The sequence below is a fragment of the Dechloromonas denitrificans genome (assembly GCF_001551835.1).
In the GTDB taxonomy this organism is placed as follows: domain Bacteria; phylum Pseudomonadota; class Gammaproteobacteria; order Burkholderiales; family Rhodocyclaceae; genus Azonexus; species Azonexus denitrificans.
In genome coordinates this window covers 455,060-470,762 of sequence record NZ_LODL01000021.1, presented here as the reverse complement: position 1 = coordinate 470,762, position 15,703 = coordinate 455,060, and the positions used below count along the sequence as shown (strand labels likewise).

The window sequence follows — 15,703 nt, the reverse complement described above, 5'->3', positions numbered from 1 at the left end:
ATTTCAATGTTTATCGGCTGGCAATTTTACGGCCGCGATTGGTTTTCGGGGCGGTTTCCCGTTGAGCGGCGAGGCGCTTGAGCAGTTCGGCCGCCGGCTCGTCGGCCGGGTCTTGTGGCACCAGTTCGCCGCGAAAGGCCTTGGCGAGCAGGGCCGGGGTCAGTTGGCCGACCTGCCGGCGGGCGGTTGTAAGACGGGCTTCGAGGCGGTCGGCGAAGGCGAAGAGGATTTCGACGCGGCGGATGATTTCGGTTTGTTCAGGGAGGCTTGGTACTGGAACACTCATTCCAGATACTTTTGAAATGCTGAGTGTATGTAGGCCTGTAGTGGAGCTTGCGACGTCAATGATCTGACTTCTGCCTTCTGGACTTAGCAGGAAATAGAGTGCAAATTTTGGAAGTAGCCGAGGGCCGGCACGCCAGCGGATCAAGTGGTTTTGGTGTGAGCAGTCGGGTACTTCAGCACTCCAGATAGCAACGCGACCAACCTGGTCAATGCTTCCATTTCCTTCGACGATTAGTAGATCGTCTCGTTGTAAGCAGGTCTTTGAAAACTCCTGCTGCGTCATGCCAATGCTTGCCACGTCCTCAAGTCGAAGCTCGTTCGCATAAACATTTGCGACCCGAAGATATGGCTTTTGTAGTTGTAATTCGCTGCGTTTTCCATTTTTTGTAAGGCCGCCGCTCACTTTGCCTAGTTCGCCAAAGGAGATGTCAGATCCCCAATTGTCGATGGCCTGTTTTTCTCGCCAATCTTCAGTCAGCCGGCCCGAAGTAGCGGCGGCGAGGATGGATTGGCGGAAGCGTTTGAGCAGGGCCGGAAGGCGGTCGAGGCGATCGCGGCAGGCATCCACCCGAGCCAGCACGTTGTCGAGTTTGTCGGCGATGCGTTTTTGTTCGGGGAGTGGGGCGAGGGGGATTGGGAGTCTTTTTAGCTGCTCAGTTTCGATGCTTTCAACAGTTGTTCCCGACTTGGCGCAACCGTTCAGTATTGCTCTTTGCTGTGACTTGAGGTTGTAGGCCAGATAGCGTGTATTGAAAGCTGCAGTAGGGGTAATAGCCTTGATGTCTTGATTGATAGTGACCGGATTTCGCGTGATTGCAACCGGAAAGGTATGCGACAGGATGCCGCTTCTGGTCACCATCAGAATTGATTGGGCCGGAAGTAGGTTCATGCCTCCGTCACTAATTGCTGTTTCAGATATTTGATCTTCTGAACCAGCAAGATCGAATACCTTCATGTCTTTGGGCGATACCCAAGTCACTGTTCCATTGGCCCAAAAACGCGGCTCGGCCTTGCTTGGTGTTTTACCGCCGACCAAGTCGCCGATTTCGGCAATATTGGTTGCGGCCCAACCGCTAGGCAGCCCGCTCATTCCTCCACCTCGCCCAACTCCTTCAAGATCGCCTGCAATTCCGCCAGCGCCCCTTCCAGTTCGCCCATCGCTTCCTGCGCCAGCACGGCCGGTTCCGGCAGGTCGGCGGCGTCTTCGGCGTTGTCGTCTTTCAGCCAGGCGATGTCGAGGCTGTCGGCGCGTTCCCTGATCCATTCGCGGCTGAAGCTGCGGTAGCGGCTGGTTTCATTTTCGTGGTTTTTTGGCGGTTGACCGTAGCACTGCTCGAAATCGGCGAAATGGGCGCGGGTCAGCGGGGTGCGTTTGCCGAAGCGAGGCATGTTGGCGCGTAGGTCGTAGACGCGGACTTCCTGGGTGCTGCCGGTGGCGTGCTGGCTGACTTTGTCGAAGAACAGCACGTTGGTCTTGACGCCCTGGGCGTAGAAGATGCCGGTGGGCAGGCGCAGGATGGTGTGCAGGTTGCATTTGTCCATCAGGTCGCGCCGGATGTCGGCGCCGACGCCGGCCTCGAAAAGGACGTTGTCGGGGAGGACGACGGCGGCGCGGCCACCATCCTTCAAATGCCGGTAGATGTGCTGGACGAAGGCGAGTTGTTTGTTGCTGGTGCTGTGTGTGAAATCGTCGCGGGTCGGGCCGCCGCCACCCTTGGCAGTGCCGAAGGGCGGATTGCTGAGGATGATGTCGCTTTTCGGCAGGCTGCTGCCGGCGTTGCCCAGCGTGTTGCCGAGGTGGATGACGCCTTCTGCATCGCCTTCCATGCCGTGCAGCAGGCAGTTCATCAGCGCCAGGCGGCGGGTGCCGGGGACGAGTTCCATGCCGATGAAGGCTTTGTTGCGCTGGAATTCGCGCTGTTTTTCACTAAGGTCGTAGTAGTTGTCGGTTTTGGATTTAATCCAGGCGTCGGCGGCGATCAAAAAGCCGGCGGTGCCGGCGGCCGGGTCTTGCACGGTTTCGCCGGCTTGCGGGTTGATCAGCGCGACGATGCAGTCGATCAGCGGGCGCGGCGTGAAGTATTGGCCGGCGCCGGACTTGGTTTCGCTGGCGTTCTTTTCGAGCAGGCCTTCGTAGAGGTCGCCGAGGCCGTCGCGCTGGGCGGAGTACCAGTCGATACCGTCGATGCTCTTGATCAGTTGTTCGAGGTGGCGCGGTTCCTTGAGCCGGGTCTGGGCGTCGGCGTAGATGGCGGAAATCAGCGGGTCGGTGCTTTGCGACAGGTCGAGCAGCGTGGCGCGGTAGTGGTTGAGCAGGTTTACGCCGCTCAGTTTCTCGATGTCCGGCCAGCGTGCGCCTTCCGGCAGCTTGTGGCCGAGCATGACGCCGCTCTGGGCGTTTTCGTACTCCATCTTGATGAACAGCAGCAGCACCAGTTCGGTAACGTAGTCGGAATAGTTGATGCCGTCGTCGCGCAGGACGTCGCAGAGGTTCCAGAGTTTCTGGACGATTTCGTTGTTGCTCATGGGTGTTCCGGGGTTTGTACGATGGCGGCCGCGCCGGTGGCGGGCCAGAGGATTTGATAGCGGGTGTTGCGACCGCCGCCGGGCAGCTTGACCAGGCAGCCCTTGGCGACGAGGTCGGCGAGATGGCGGGTGGCGGTGGCTTTGCTGACCTTGGCGACGGCCTGGTATTGGGCGGCACTGATGCCCTGGGCGAAGCCGCCGCGCTCGGCCTGGTCGCCGTCGAGCAGGCGGTTGAGGACCTTGATCTGTTCCGGGCCGAGGCCGTGCTGGCGGTGCTGCAGCCAGAACTGGCTTTTGCCGAGGACGCGGTCGATCTGCGCTTCGGCGTCGGCGATAGCTTGCTGCAGGGTGTTCAGGAACCAGCCTAGCCAGGGGGTGAGGTCGAGCGGTTCGGCAAATGCTGCGGTCGACGCCAGTTTTTGGCCATTTTCCAAATGCTGGTAGTAACCCTTGCGGTCGGCCAGGATGGCGACGGACATGGCGTAGAAGCGGATGCTCTGCTGTTCGCCCTGGGCCAGCGCAAGATCGGTCAGGGCGCGGGTGAGGCGGCCGTTGCCATCGTCGAACGGGTGCAGGGTGACGAACCAGAAGTGGGCGATGGCGGCGCGCAGCAGCGGGTCAAGCCTGGCGTCGCTGCGGCTGGCGTTGAACCAGGCGACGAATTCGGCAAGGCGGGCTTCCAGCCCGTCACGCGGCGGGGCTTCGAAGTGCACGGTGGGGCGGTCGATGCGGCCGGAGACGACTTGCATCGGGTCGTTGCCGCGCCAGTCGCCGATGCGGATTTTGTGGCCCAGGAAGCCGTCGTCGCCGGCAAAGAGCCAGCTATGCCATTGCAACAGGCGGGCTTCGCTGAGCGGGGCGTCGAGATTGGTGGTGGCGTCCCACATGATGCGCGCCAGCCCTTCGCTGCGCGCTTCGGGTTGGGCGCTGCCAGCATCGAGGCCGAGGCGGCGAGCCAGGCTGGAGCGAACGGATTCGACATTGAGCCGTTCGCCTTCGATGGCGCCGGAATTGACGATGTTCTGCAACAGGGCGTCCAGGCTGAATTCGGCTTGCAGCGTTTGATCGCCGGTGCGCGTGCGCCCGAGTAACCGGCCCTGGGCGAGGGCAACCTGGCGCAACAACGGGGCAAGCGTTTCAGCCTGCCAGCCGAAATGGGGCCAGTCGGGGTGTTGCCAGATCCAGTGGTGCATGCGGGCGGGAGATATTCAAGTCGATGAGCCAAATGTTAACATTATTCGGCTCATATTCTGAGCCGAATGGTGCGATGATTCGGCTCAGGCGGCTGGCGCTAGCGAGTGATCAAGCGCAAATTGGCTTCGAGATCAGGGAGCGCCAATTGAACCGTATCCCAGACTACATCCATGTTCAGCTCAAAGTAGCCGTGGGCCATCCGATTACGCATGCCTTTCATCTGATGCCATGGAATTTCCGGATGCGTGCCAGTGAATTCGTTATGCTCTTCAAGCAACTGGGCGGCCAATTCGCCAATGACCAGCAATTTCATAATGACGGCATCTTGCGTTTTCGAGTCTTCAAGGAAATCAGCTTGGGACATTCCTTCGGTGTAGCTTCTTGCCTGAGTGGCTGCGCTGAGCATCAGCGCCACATAGTCGGCCTGGCGATTTTGTGGTGCTGTCATACAGGAAGCGCTTCACCCAGTACCTGGTCCCGGAACCTTTTGGGCAGGTCTTTCGGCGTCAGAACATCCACCGAAATGCCGAGGGATTCTTCGAGTTCTATCTGAATTGCACCAAGGTCGAACAGGGTGACGCCCGGCAACGGGTCAACCAGCAAATCCAGATCGCTGGTGTCCGTATCCGTTCCGTGAATGACTGAGCCGAACACACGGGGATTATTGGAGCGATGGCTGAGAACGACTTGCCGAATCAGTTCGCGGTTCTGGTTTAACACCGTCGATGGTTTCAGATTCACGCTTTTCTCCTTTGATTCGCAACCGCTGTTTGTCCGATGTTACCAAACCCATCTTCCGTCTTCATGACTGATGTTGCTGCGGGGCGTCTTGGTTGATCAGGCTGCACTCGACCACAGGCCATCGGCCAGCGTTTCGAGCACCTTATCCAGCGTGCCGCCAAGCATGGCATCGAGCCGCTTGGCACCGCCGTCAGTGGCGAAGGCGCGGTTGACGAATTGCTGGTCGATGACGACTTCGTGGTGCAACTGCTTGGCCAGGCGGTCCAGCCATTTGCGTTGCACGGGCGACCAGTTGGTCAGGCTGAAAATGCGCAGCATGGCTTGGGCGACGCGTTGCTCGAAGGGGAGCAGGGCTTCGCCCAGCGCGGCCTGGCGGATGTAGCCGATGATGCTGGCGGCGATGTCCTGGTTGCTGCGGTTGCGCCAGGCGGTTTGCAGGCGGGCTTCGGAGTAGCCGTGTTCGTCGAGGAGCAGGCGGACTTCGCGCAGTTGCTCGCGGCTCAGGTCTTTCGGGCGATTGACCACGACACTCAAGGCGGCGGACTGGTTGAGTTGCTGCTGGATGAAGTGGTTGAAGCTGTCGAGGTAGTCCTCGGGCTTGCGGTAGTCGCCGTAGCTTTGTTCGCGGGCGAGCAATTCGTCCTGGTGGCCGGAGATGATCGGCTTGTAGGGGCTGCCGATCATCAGCCGGAGGCCTTCGACCTGGGCGATCAGCGATTTTTGCTGTTTCAGCCAGTCGACCGCAGCAGTCGGCCCCAGCTCGCGCAGGTGCTGGTGGAGGGTGGCCGGGGCGACGCCCCAGTGTTGTTCGAGTTCGTCGAGCCGGGTTTTGAGTTCGGGCTTTTTCTCGGCCTGGTGCGTGGCGCTGCGCAGGACGCGCATGAGCTTCTGGCTGATGGCGTCGAGAACATCGTGGGCGTGAGTCTGGTCTTTGCGGCTGCCGGGTGCGGTGAAACTGGCCGGGTTGTCGAGTTCGCCGACCAGTTGTTCGAGCGTGATGTTTGGGTCCTTGACCAGCGGTTGCATGGTGTTGACCGCTTCGAGCGCCTTGTAGATATCGACCGGGTCGTAGATTTTGAACACGGTTTTGCCGATGTCGTCGCAGCGGCGGGTGGCGCGGCCGATCATCTGTTCGTAGAGGATGCGCGAACGGACGCGGCGCATGAAGACGATATGGCTGATGGCGGGGACGTCGATGCCGGTGGTGAGCAGGTCGACGGTGATGGCGATGCTGGGGTAGCGCTCATTTTTGTAGCGGGCGATCAGTTGCTTGATCTTGTCCGACTGGCCGGTGATCTTGCGGACGGCGGCTTCGGCGTATTCGTCGCCGTATTTTTCCTTGAAGGCAGCGTCGAGCAGGCGCTTGACCATGTCGGCGTGGAGGTCGGTGGCGCAGAAGATCAGGGTTTTTTCTTCGCTGAACGGATCGATTTCTTCGACCAGTTGCTCGCAGATGACGCGGTTGAAATCTTCGTTGATGACGCGGCGGTTGAAGCTTTCGACGTCGAATTTCAGCTCGTCTTCGAGTTCGGATTGCTCGATTTCGCCGGTGCCGAGGTCGATGGCGCTGACTTGCTCGCCCTTGGCGAATTTGATGCCGTGCTTGCTGAGCAGCGTTTCGTAGCGGATCGGCGGTTCGTGGTCGATCAGCCAGTCGTCGGCAACGGCTTCGCGGTAGGAGTAGGTGTAGACCGGGCGGCCGAAGATGTCGCTGGTGTGTTTGGCCGGCGTGGCGGTCAGCGCAATCCTGGTGGCGTCGAAGTAGTCGAGGACGCGGCGGTAGGTGGACAGGTATTGAGCCTGGTCGCGGACCTGCAGTTCACCTTCGGACATTTCCTGATCGAGGGTGTAGCCGCGGTGGGCTTCGTCGATGATGATGCAGTCGAATTCGTCGATGCCCGGCGGGGAGTCGCTCTGGAAGATGCGCTTGACCATGGCCTGTACGGTGGCGACCTGGACGCGGGTTTCGGCTTCGGCCGCCATGTCGCCCATTTCGGCGATGTTGTAGGCCTTGGAGAGCGGCAGGTTTTGTTCGAGCGCGGCTTCATCGAAGTTTTCCTGGGCTTGCTGGCCGAGGGCGCTGCGGTCGACGAGGAAGAGGATGCGCCGGAAGCGTTCGGCTTTCAGGAAGCGGTACATCAGCCCGATGATGGTGCGCGTCTTGCCGGTGCCGGTGGCCATCGCCAGCAGGCAGTTGGGCTGGCCGGCGGCGAGAGCCGCTTCGACGGCCTGAATGGCGCGTTCCTGATAGTTGCGCAGGCGCAGATAGGTGAAACCTTCCTGTTGCAGCCTGGCTTCAGCCTCGCTCTTGCTGCGCGTCAGCATATCCAGCAGGCCGGCCGGGGTGTGGAAATCCATCAGCGGCTTGGCGAGATTGGCCGGGCGGCGCACATCGCGGAACCAGGTGCCGCTCTGTTCAGCGAGCTGCTGCAGGTAGGGCCGGCTGTTGCTGGAGTAGACGAAGGGGATTTCGAAGTGGCTGCTTTCGGCATCGGGCCAGCCACTGTGGTGGCCTTCGAGTTGCCATGCCGGTTGGGCGGCCGGCAATTGGCGGTAGCCGCGTGCATAACGTTCGGCCTGCGGAATCTTGCCGGCGACGTTGGCGTTTTGGCGCTTGGCTTCGACGACGGCGATCGGCGTCAAGCCGGCGAACAGCACGTAATCGGCGGCTTCCTTGCCGAGCGTCGGCCATTCGGCGATCGCTTGGTTTTTACCATTTTCCGGGCGTGCACCGCGGGCGTAGGTGAGTTGCTGGGTATCGGCCTCCCAGCCGGCCTGGATTAGTTGCTGGTCGATCAGGATGCGGGTGAGTTCCTCGCTGAGCACCAGTTGTTTACTGGCATTCCCGGTGCTTTGGCTGACCTGTTGAGCCGCTTTCTGACTGGCGTCGACTTGCCTTTGCAGGGCTTGCAGTCGTTGCTCGAATTCCAGCCGGACGCGGTCGAGCACGGCGCCCTGTTCTTCCGCCAGGCTTTGGTAGGTGCGCGCTTCGGCATCCATCTGCTCGGCGAGGACGGCGTACTCTTCCTTTTCACGGGCGATCAGTGCGGCGACTTGCTGGTTGTTTTCAAGCGCGGTGGTTTTGTCGCCCAACTCGGCGCGCAGTTGTGCGATTTCACTTTGCAGCAAACGCAAGGCCTGACTGGGGTCGCTGGGCGCAATGAAAGGGCCGGGCTGAAAACCAGCGCCGGCTTTGCCGAACGACTGATGAAACCAGACGGCAAGGGCGCGGGCCAGCTTGAGGCCATCCATCGCTTCCTTGTGTCGGGTACGAAACTGATGTGTTGCCTTGTTGCCCTCGATACGCAAGGTATGGAAGAGGTTGCGCACGGTGGCGTCGAGGCGGATTTCGCGCCCAAGTCGAGAGAGCAGATCGGCCTGCGTGGTTTCGTGATCGAACTCGACGCCGGCACGGGCGGCAATATCCTGCGCCAAGGCTTCGCCCAGCTGCCGCAGTTTGATCAGCGTTGTGTTGGGATCGGCTGCGAAGACCTGCTCGGCAGTGCCGGCGAGTTGCAGAAAGACCGGGTCGTGTTCGGCGAGAAAAGCAAAATTGCTGGAAATGATTGGGCCCCGGATTTATTGGCGGTTACTTGCAGACAGCATGGCCGGAAATTTAACGCACTTTGCCTCTGCCGGGCCAGTGCTTCGCCGTTTTGTAATGCCGATGGGGTGATTGGGGGCGGTTTGCTAATTGTAAAAACCGCTTAATAAAAATTCACCAAGCTTGTCGCCAAATGCAACTAACATGAACTTAGGCCCGGTGATTTTTCCGGGCTGCGCATTTGTTCAATCCGTCGCGAAGGAGAAACAGCATGGGAATCTTCAGCAACATTCTGGCCAAGCTTGGTTTTGGCGATGAAAAGAAAGAAGTGGCGGCCGAGGCAGCACCGGCTGCCGTAGAGGCGCCCGCTGCCGCGGCACCGGTGGCGATCAGCGCGGTCGATGTCGTGGCCAGGCTGGAGGCGCTGGCGGCCGGGCATGCCGAGAAGCTCAACTGGAAGACGTCCATCGTTGATCTGATGAAACTGCTCGGCCTGGACAGCAGCCTGGCGGCACGCAAGGAACTGGCGTCCGAACTGGGCTGCCCGGCCGAGAAGATGGGTGATTCGGCGCAGATGAACATGTGGCTGCACAAGACCGTGCTGCAGAAACTGGCCGATAACGGCGGCAATATCCCGGCCGAACTCCTTTAAGCGGACTTTTCGGCCGCAATGAACAGAAGGCCCGCTTGGCCGGTAACACCGTTGAGTTAAGAGTCATTCCCGCGAAAGCGGGAATCCAGAGGGGGGGATTGACTGGGTTCCCGCCTACGCGGGAACGACATCTTCCTTACCGAAAATCAACGGCTGCTTAGCGCCTTGGCGATGAAGTGGCGGCCGACGCGCGGTTTCGGGACGCGCTCGTTGAACCAAGCGCGGACGTCCTCATCCAGCCCGATGCCGTGCATGTAGTTGTAGAGCGCCTTGTTCAGCGCCTTGCCCAGACTGTTGTGGTCGACGCCGGTCGGGTCGATGAATTCGACGTCGTTGCTGGCGAAGGTGATCGGCGGCAGCGGTTGCAGCTTGATGCCGTACTCGGCCGGGTTGAGGCCGACCGGCGAATGGACGGTGCACGCGAAGCGGTGGAAGAAGCCGGACTGGATGCAGCCTTCGGCGAATAGCTGGCGGACGTATTCGAGCGCATCGACGGTGTCCTGCACGGTCTGCGTCGGGAAGCCGTACATCAGGTAGGCATGGACGAGGATGCCGGCTTCGCTGAAAGCCTTGGTGACGCGGGCGACCTGATCGACCGAGACGCCTTTCTTCATCAGTTTGAGCAGGCGGTCGGAGGCGACTTCGAGGCCGCCGGAGACGGCGATGCAGCCGCTGTCGGCCAACTGGTTGCAGAGTTCCGGGGTGAAAGATTTTTCGAAGCGGATGTTGCCCCACCAGGAAATCGAGCGGTTGCGTCTTTGCAGCTCGTCGGCCAGTGACTTCAGGGCTTTCGGCGGTGCCGCTTCGTCGACGAAATGGAAACCGGTCTGCCCGGTTTCGGCGATGATCTGTTCGATGCGATCGACCAGCAGTTCGGCTGGCGCGCCGTCGTAGCGCCCGATGTAGTCGAGGCTGACGTCGCAGAAGCTGCACTTCTTCCAGTAGCAGCCGTGGGCGACGGTCAGCTTGTTCCAGCGCCCGTCCGACCACAGGCGGTGCATCGGGTTGAGCATGTCGAGCAACGACAGGTAGCGGTCGAGCGGCAGGCCGTCCCAGGTTGGCGTGCCGACTTCGGCGAAGGGGACGTCGGGTTCGCTGCTGTTGAAGTAGCGGACCTGGTCGTCGACGCGGCAGTAGGTGCGGACCAGGTTGAGGCGCGGCCGCTTGCCGTCGAGGTGTTCGAGCAGGGCGATGATCGGCTGCTCGCCGTCGTCGAGCGTCACGTAGTCGAAATAATCGAAGACGCGCGGCTCTTTCAGTTCGCGCAATTCGGTATTGACCCAGCCACCGCCGAGTACGGTGACGATGCCCGGATCGCGCGCCTTGATGCTTTGCGCAATGCGGAAGGCGGCATAGACCGAACCGGGGAAAGGCACGGAAAGCAGCACGATTTGCGGATTGCTGCCCCCCAAGGGGGCTTCCTTCGGGGCGCGGTCGACTGCCTGTAGAGTCAGTTTTTCCAGCGTTTGGTCGACCAGGCTGGGGGCTGCGGCCAGGGCGCGGGCCAGCGGCTCGAACGTCGGCTGGCTGCGGGCCAGCGATTCGGCGTAGCGGACGAACTCGAAGCGCGCGTCGACCGCTTCGCGCAGCACGTCGGCCAGGTCGTTGAGGAACAGCGTTGCGAGATGGCGCGCCCGGTCCTGCACGCCTAGCGAGCCGAAGGCCCAGGCCAGCGGGTCACCGCCTTCGTCGTCGATATAGACGTCGAGTGAGGCGAAGCGCGGCCCTTCCGGCAGGAAATTGCGACCGCAGATGCGATGGCCGATCGACGGATCACGCCCTTGCAGAAAGGCGATGGCCGGCGTGACGGTGGCGAGGTAACGCTCGAAATTTTCCGCGAAGCAGTGCAGCGAGGGCGAGCGTTTCTTGGCCGGCACCGCCTGCACCTTGTCGTGGATGGCCTGCAGGCCGGCCGGCGAAAACAGTTCGAGGACCAGTTGCAGGGCAATGTCTTCCTGCACGGCATCGAAGCCGCGCGAACGAAGAAAGCCGGTCAGGTAGGCGGTCGACGGGTAGGGCGTGTTCAACTGCGTCATCGGCGGGATGACGGACAGAATGCGGCGCGGGCTGGCTGGCATCAGCGGGCGGTTCACGGCGTCTTGACGCTGGCCAGCGCCGGGCTGCCCGCCTGTCTGGCGAGCTTCTGGCGGATCAGCGGGATGGCGGCCTGGGCGGCGCGTTCGCCTTCGAGGATCGCGTCGTGGCGGGCGGTGAAGTCCCAGGATTTGACGTAGGGCAGGTTGGGGCGGATGACGATGTCGGCATCGCGCAGTTCGTTGCGGCCGATGACGCCGCCCATGATGGTGATGGTCTGCCACATGACGCTGCTCAGGCTGTCGACCGGCTGGCCCTCGGGGCGGGCCGAAATATCGACGGCGATGACGAAGTCGGCACCCATCTCGCGTGCCGCCTGGACCGGAACCGGGCTGCTCAGGCCGCCATCGACATAGGACTTGCCGGCAAACTGGGTCGGCTGGAAAACGCCGGGCACGGCGGCCGAGGCGCGCACGGCGAGGCCGCTGTCGCCGGTCCGGAAGACCACTCGCTCACCGCTCTTGAGGTCGGTGGCGACGGCGGCAAACGGCTTGTTCAGACCTTCCAACGGGCGGTTGCGCAGATGCTGATTGACGAAGCCCTGCAGCGCCTCGCCTTTGAGAAAGCCGCGTCCGCCCAGTGTCCAGTCGGCAAAGATGGTTTCGTCGAGCTGCTGGGCGATTTTCTGCATCGCGTAGGCATCGTGGCCGCCGGCATAGAGCGAACCGACCACGGCGCCGGCACTGGTCCCGACCACGTAGTCGGCGACGATGCCCTGCGATTCCAGCATCTTGATCACGCCGATATGGGCGAAGCCACGCGCCGCGCCGCCGCCGAGGGCAAGGGCGATCCTTGGCTTGTGCGGGGCGGTGGCAGCTTGGCCGGGCTTGCCCGGCGCAACGGTGGCGCAACCGGCCAGCCAGGCGACGGAGGCGGCGAGCAGGGCGCGGCGGAGAATCAGGGGGGATTTCATCAATGCAATGTTGGGCATGGGTTTGGGATAAGACCGGTTTGCCTTACTGGCACATGCGGCGGATTTCGTTTTCCTTGATTGCCTGCTCGACCTGGAACAGCACGGCATCGACATCGGCCAGATGTTCGTCGAGGACGACCTGGCCGGTCAGCACCTGATCCGGGCGCAACAGGCCGCTTTCGTACAGGCCCCAGATTTCCTTGCCGTACTGGCTGTCTTTCAGCGACGGGGCAAAGGCGCTGAAATAGCTGCGCAGGTTGATCACGTCGCGCTCCAGCATTTCGGCGGCGGCGCTGTTGGCAGCGGCGTCGATGGCCTGCGGCAGGTCGATGATGACCGGGCCATCGGCGCCGACCAGGATGTTGTATTCCGAGAGGTCACCGTGAATGATGCCGGCGCACAGCATGCGCACGACCTGGTTGACCAGCAGGGCGTGGTATTCCAGCGCCAGTTCCTCGCTCAGCGCGACATCGTTGAGGCGCGGCGCGACGTTGCCCTCACCATCGCTGACCAGATCCATCAGCAGCACGCCCTCGAAGCAGATGTGCGGCTGCGGCACCCGGACGCCGGCCGCGGCCAGCCGGTACAAGGCATCGACCTCGGCGTTCTGCCAGACTTCTTCCTGCATCTGGCGGCCGTAGCGGCTGCCTTTTTCCATGGCGCGCGCCTGCCGGCTGTTCTTGACCTTGCGCCCTTCCTGATAGGAGGCGGCCTTGCGGAAACTACGCTGGTTCGCCTCCTTGTACACCTTGGCGCAACGGATGTGCTCGCCGCAGCGGACGATATAGACGGTGGCTTCCTTGCCGCTCATCAATTGCCCAAGCACCTCGTCAACAAGGCCTTCTTCAACGAGTGTGGTGAGTCTTTTCGGGGTTTTCATGGGCTTTCGGCGTCTCGGGGCAAGGGATTCAGGGGCGAATCAGACCACGGTTTCAACGCCATCTGGTGTGCCAGGTACAAGTTTACTGCTCTATCGGACCGGGCCGGAAGGCCATGGTTCGCATTGCCGGTCATCAGTCGGCAACAAAGACCATGCCCATAACGCCGACGGAGGTGACTTTCTCGTTGACCGTCGTATATGAAACGACACCCAGCGAGTGGTAGGTCGAAGCGAAGGAGGTCAGGTGGCCAATACCCAGGACTCGTTGCAGCTGGCTGCGTTCACCGATGGCTTCCGTGATCCGGGCACGGTGCTTTTCCGGCGAAGGATTGAGGGCAAAGGCCAGGGCGAGCAAGGCACCGGCGACGAGGATGGCAGTGATGCGGTTTGATATTGGGCGGGTTCCTGTTGGCGGCTGGCTGGGTCAATTCCCGGCCCCGCGATGCGGCCGGTTTTCGTGCTTTTTTCCCGGTCGACCGCAGGAAGCGGGAGGCTGAGGGAAGCTTCGGCGCTCAGACGTCCGCCTCGACCAGTCCGCCGTCCTTTTCCATCCAGGCCCGGCGACCGGCGGCTTCGCCCTTGCCCATCAGCAGCGTGAAGGTGGTGTTCATTTCCTTGATCGTCGCGCGGTCGGCCTGGAACGGCACCAGGCGGCGCGTGTCTGGGCAGAGCGTGGTTTCCCACAACTGATCCGGGTTCATTTCGCCGAGGCCCTTGAAGCGGGAGACGGTGATCTTGTTTTCCGAAACGCCTTCGTCGGCCAGCTTCTGCAGCGTCTGTTCCTTCTCGGCTTCGTCCAGGCAATAAACCTTGCGGGTGTGGCCGCGTGCTTCGACATCGACGCGGAACAGCGGCGGCTGGGCGACGTGGATGTGGCCGCGCTCGACCAGGGCCGGGAAGTGTTTGAGGAAGAGGGTGAATAGCAGGACCTGGATGTGCGAACCGTCTACGTCGGCATCCGACATCACGATGATGCGGCCATAACGCAGGCCGGAGACGTCGATGCTGTCGATCTGGTCAATGCCGTGCGGGTCGACACCGATGGCGACGGAAATGTCATGCACTTCGTTGTTCTTGAACAACTGGTCGCGATCCACTTCCCAGGTGTTGAGCACCTTGCCGCGCAAGGGCAGCACGGCCTGGGTTTCCTTGTCGCGGCCCTGCTTGGCTGAGCCGCCGGCCGAGTCGCCCTCGACCAGGAAGACTTCGTTGCGCGTGATGTCGTCCGATTCGCAGTCGGTCAGCTTGCCGGGCAGGGTGGCGATGCCGGAGGATTTCTTCTTCTCGACCTTCTGCGTCGATTTCATCCGGTTCTGCGCTGCCTTGACGGCCAGTTCGGCGATTTTCTTGCCGAAGTCGGCGTGGCTGTTCAGCCACAGTTCGAAGGGGTCGCGCACCATCTGCGAGACCAGCTTGTAGGCATCGCGGCTGGTCAGTTTTTCCTTGGTCTGGCCCTGGAATTGCGGGTCGAGGACCTTGGCGGAGAGCAGGTAGGTCATCCGGCCACAGACGTCTTCCTGCGCCAGTTTGACTTTGGCCGGCAGGATGGCGTGGTGGTCGGCGAAAGTCTTGATCGCCTCGAAGACGCCGGCCTTCAGCCCGGCCTCGTGGGTGCCGCCATCCAGCGTCGGGATCAGGTTGACGTAGGATTCCGGCTTGCCGCCGCCTTCCTCGAACCAGGCCAGCGCCCAGGTGGCGCCTTCGCCGACGGCGAAACCGTTGGCCGTCTCAACGTATTTCTCGCCGACGAAGATCGGCGCCACCGGCGAGCCGACCATCATTTCGTTGAGGTAATCGGCCATGCCGTTCTGGTAGCACCAGGTTTTTTTGGTTTCGCCCTCGATTTCGAGGTCGACCGTGACATTCGGCATCAGCACGGCCTTCGAGCGCAGCAGATGCTCAAGCTGGCCGAGGTTGATCTTCGGCGAGTCGAAGTACTTCGGGTCGGGCTGAATGCGCACCGTGGTGCCGGTGGTGCGCGGGCCGCAGTCGCCGAGACGGCTGAGCGGTTCGGTGACGAAGCCGGCGCCGAAGGCGATATGGTGGATGCCGCCGCCGCGCTTGATCTCGACTTCCAGCCGGATCGACAGCGCATTGGTCACCGAGACGCCGACGCCGTGCAGGCCGCCCGAGAAGCGGTAAGCGTTGCCCGATTCCTTCTTGTTGAACTTGCCGCCGGCGTGCAGCTTGCAGAAGACCAGTTCGACCGCCGGCCGGCCTTCTTCCGGGTGGATCTCGACCGGAATGCCGCGGCCGTTGTCGGAAACTTCGATCACGCCATCGGCCCGGACCAGCACGCCGATCTTTTTCGCGAAGCCGGCCAGCGCCTCGTCGGCGGCATTGTCGATGACTTCCTGAATGATGTGGGTCGGGCAGGTCGTCCGGGTGTACATGCCCGGGCGTTCCTTGACGGGTTCCAGATCTTTCAGGACGCGGATGGAGGAGGCGGAGTATTCAGTCATTCGTTTCGAAAATCGGGCAAATTGGGCAGTCGACCGCAGGAAGTCGGCGGTTTGCGGACTGGATTCTACCAGTTCGTCGGCAGCCCGCTGGGACAAGGCATATGGCATAATCGCCGTTTGCCTTATTCACCAAATAGCGGAGGTCGCGATGACACAACACGGATCACCGGAGCATACGCCACCGATGTTCGCCTTTGTCCGCGGCCCTGACCGCCGGCACTGCGCGACGGTCAGCCCGCCCCCCTACCTGACCATGGCGGGCCTGATCCTGCACGACCGGCGTTCGCATCTCGACCGACGCGCCGCCTGGATCAAGAACTTCTGGATCGACGGCGAGCCGCACAACGAACACTGAACACCGGCCGAACTCGGCCGCCGGCCAATTCGCCGGGAAAATGATCTGCCTGAAAGT

General features: G+C 61.7%; 13 protein-coding genes. 2 read left to right on the top strand and 11 right to left on the bottom strand.

Annotated elements, in window-relative coordinates:
* Nucleotides 1-10 precede the first annotated feature (10 nt).
* From AT959_RS21205 to hsdR, 6 genes are all read right to left on the bottom strand, one after another.
* Nucleotides 11-1,375: a restriction endonuclease subunit S gene (locus tag AT959_RS21205; protein ID WP_083518399.1), complete on the bottom strand. Its 1,365-nt coding sequence runs from the start codon at nt 1,373-1,375 to the stop codon at nt 11-13.
* A complete protein-coding gene (locus tag AT959_RS13285; RefSeq protein WP_066883838.1) occupies nt 1,372-2,811 on the bottom strand; it encodes a class I SAM-dependent DNA methyltransferase in 1,440 nt (479 codons plus the stop codon). The genes AT959_RS21205 and AT959_RS13285 overlap by 4 nt, the downstream gene beginning before the upstream one ends.
* Nucleotides 2,808-4,004, bottom strand: coding sequence for a Fic family protein (locus AT959_RS13280; protein ID WP_066883836.1), 1,197 nt, complete (start codon nt 4,002-4,004; stop codon nt 2,808-2,810). The genes AT959_RS13285 and AT959_RS13280 overlap by 4 nt, the downstream gene beginning before the upstream one ends.
* A gap of 98 nt (nt 4,005-4,102) precedes the next feature.
* Nucleotides 4,103-4,453, bottom strand: a complete 351-nt coding sequence (locus AT959_RS13275; protein ID WP_066883834.1) for a HepT-like ribonuclease domain-containing protein — start codon at nt 4,451-4,453, stop codon at nt 4,103-4,105.
* Nucleotides 4,450-4,746 (bottom strand): nucleotidyltransferase family protein, encoded by a 297-nt coding sequence (locus tag AT959_RS13270; RefSeq protein ID WP_240481833.1) that lies wholly within the window; start codon nt 4,744-4,746, stop codon nt 4,450-4,452. The genes AT959_RS13275 and AT959_RS13270 overlap by 4 nt, the downstream gene beginning before the upstream one ends.
* A 96-nt stretch (nt 4,747-4,842) precedes the next feature.
* Nucleotides 4,843-8,265: a type I restriction-modification system endonuclease gene (hsdR, locus tag AT959_RS13265; RefSeq protein WP_240481850.1), complete on the bottom strand. Its 3,423-nt coding sequence runs from the start codon at nt 8,263-8,265 to the stop codon at nt 4,843-4,845.
* Between the two features lie 296 nt (nt 8,266-8,561).
* Here hsdR and AT959_RS13260 point away from each other — a divergent pair, with 296 nt between their 5' ends.
* Nucleotides 8,562-8,942: a DUF3597 domain-containing protein gene (locus tag AT959_RS13260; RefSeq protein ID WP_066883830.1), complete on the top strand. Its 381-nt coding sequence runs from the start codon at nt 8,562-8,564 to the stop codon at nt 8,940-8,942.
* 146 nt (nt 8,943-9,088) lie between these two features.
* Here AT959_RS13260 and AT959_RS13255 read toward each other — a convergent pair whose 3' ends face one another.
* The 5 genes from AT959_RS13255 to parE form a co-directional block, all read right to left on the bottom strand.
* Nucleotides 9,089-11,020, bottom strand: coding sequence for a B12-binding domain-containing radical SAM protein (locus AT959_RS13255; protein WP_066884429.1), 1,932 nt, complete (start codon nt 11,018-11,020; stop codon nt 9,089-9,091).
* 11 nt (nt 11,021-11,031) lie between these two features.
* On the bottom strand, nt 11,032-11,949 hold the full coding sequence (locus AT959_RS13250) for a patatin-like phospholipase family protein (protein ID WP_066884426.1): 918 nt from the start codon (nt 11,947-11,949) through the stop codon (nt 11,032-11,034).
* Between the two features lie 43 nt (nt 11,950-11,992).
* Nucleotides 11,993-12,829 carry a PA4780 family RIO1-like protein kinase gene (locus tag AT959_RS13245; RefSeq protein ID WP_066883828.1) on the bottom strand — a complete coding sequence of 279 codons (837 nt, stop codon included), beginning with the start codon at nt 12,827-12,829 and terminating at the stop codon, nt 11,993-11,995.
* A 133-nt stretch (nt 12,830-12,962) separates the two neighbouring features.
* On the bottom strand, nt 12,963-13,184 hold the full coding sequence (locus tag AT959_RS13240) for a hypothetical protein (RefSeq protein WP_240481832.1): 222 nt from the start codon (nt 13,182-13,184) through the stop codon (nt 12,963-12,965).
* Between the two features lie 157 nt (nt 13,185-13,341).
* A complete protein-coding gene (parE, locus tag AT959_RS13235; protein ID WP_066884423.1) occupies nt 13,342-15,291 on the bottom strand; it encodes a DNA topoisomerase IV subunit B in 1,950 nt (649 codons plus the stop codon).
* Nucleotides 15,292-15,439: 148 nt separating this feature from the next.
* Here parE and AT959_RS21200 point away from each other — a divergent pair, with 148 nt between their 5' ends.
* On the top strand, nt 15,440-15,646 hold the full coding sequence (locus AT959_RS21200) for a hypothetical protein (RefSeq protein WP_153131096.1): 207 nt from the start codon (nt 15,440-15,442) through the stop codon (nt 15,644-15,646).
* The last annotated feature ends 57 nt before the right edge of the window (nt 15,647-15,703 follow it).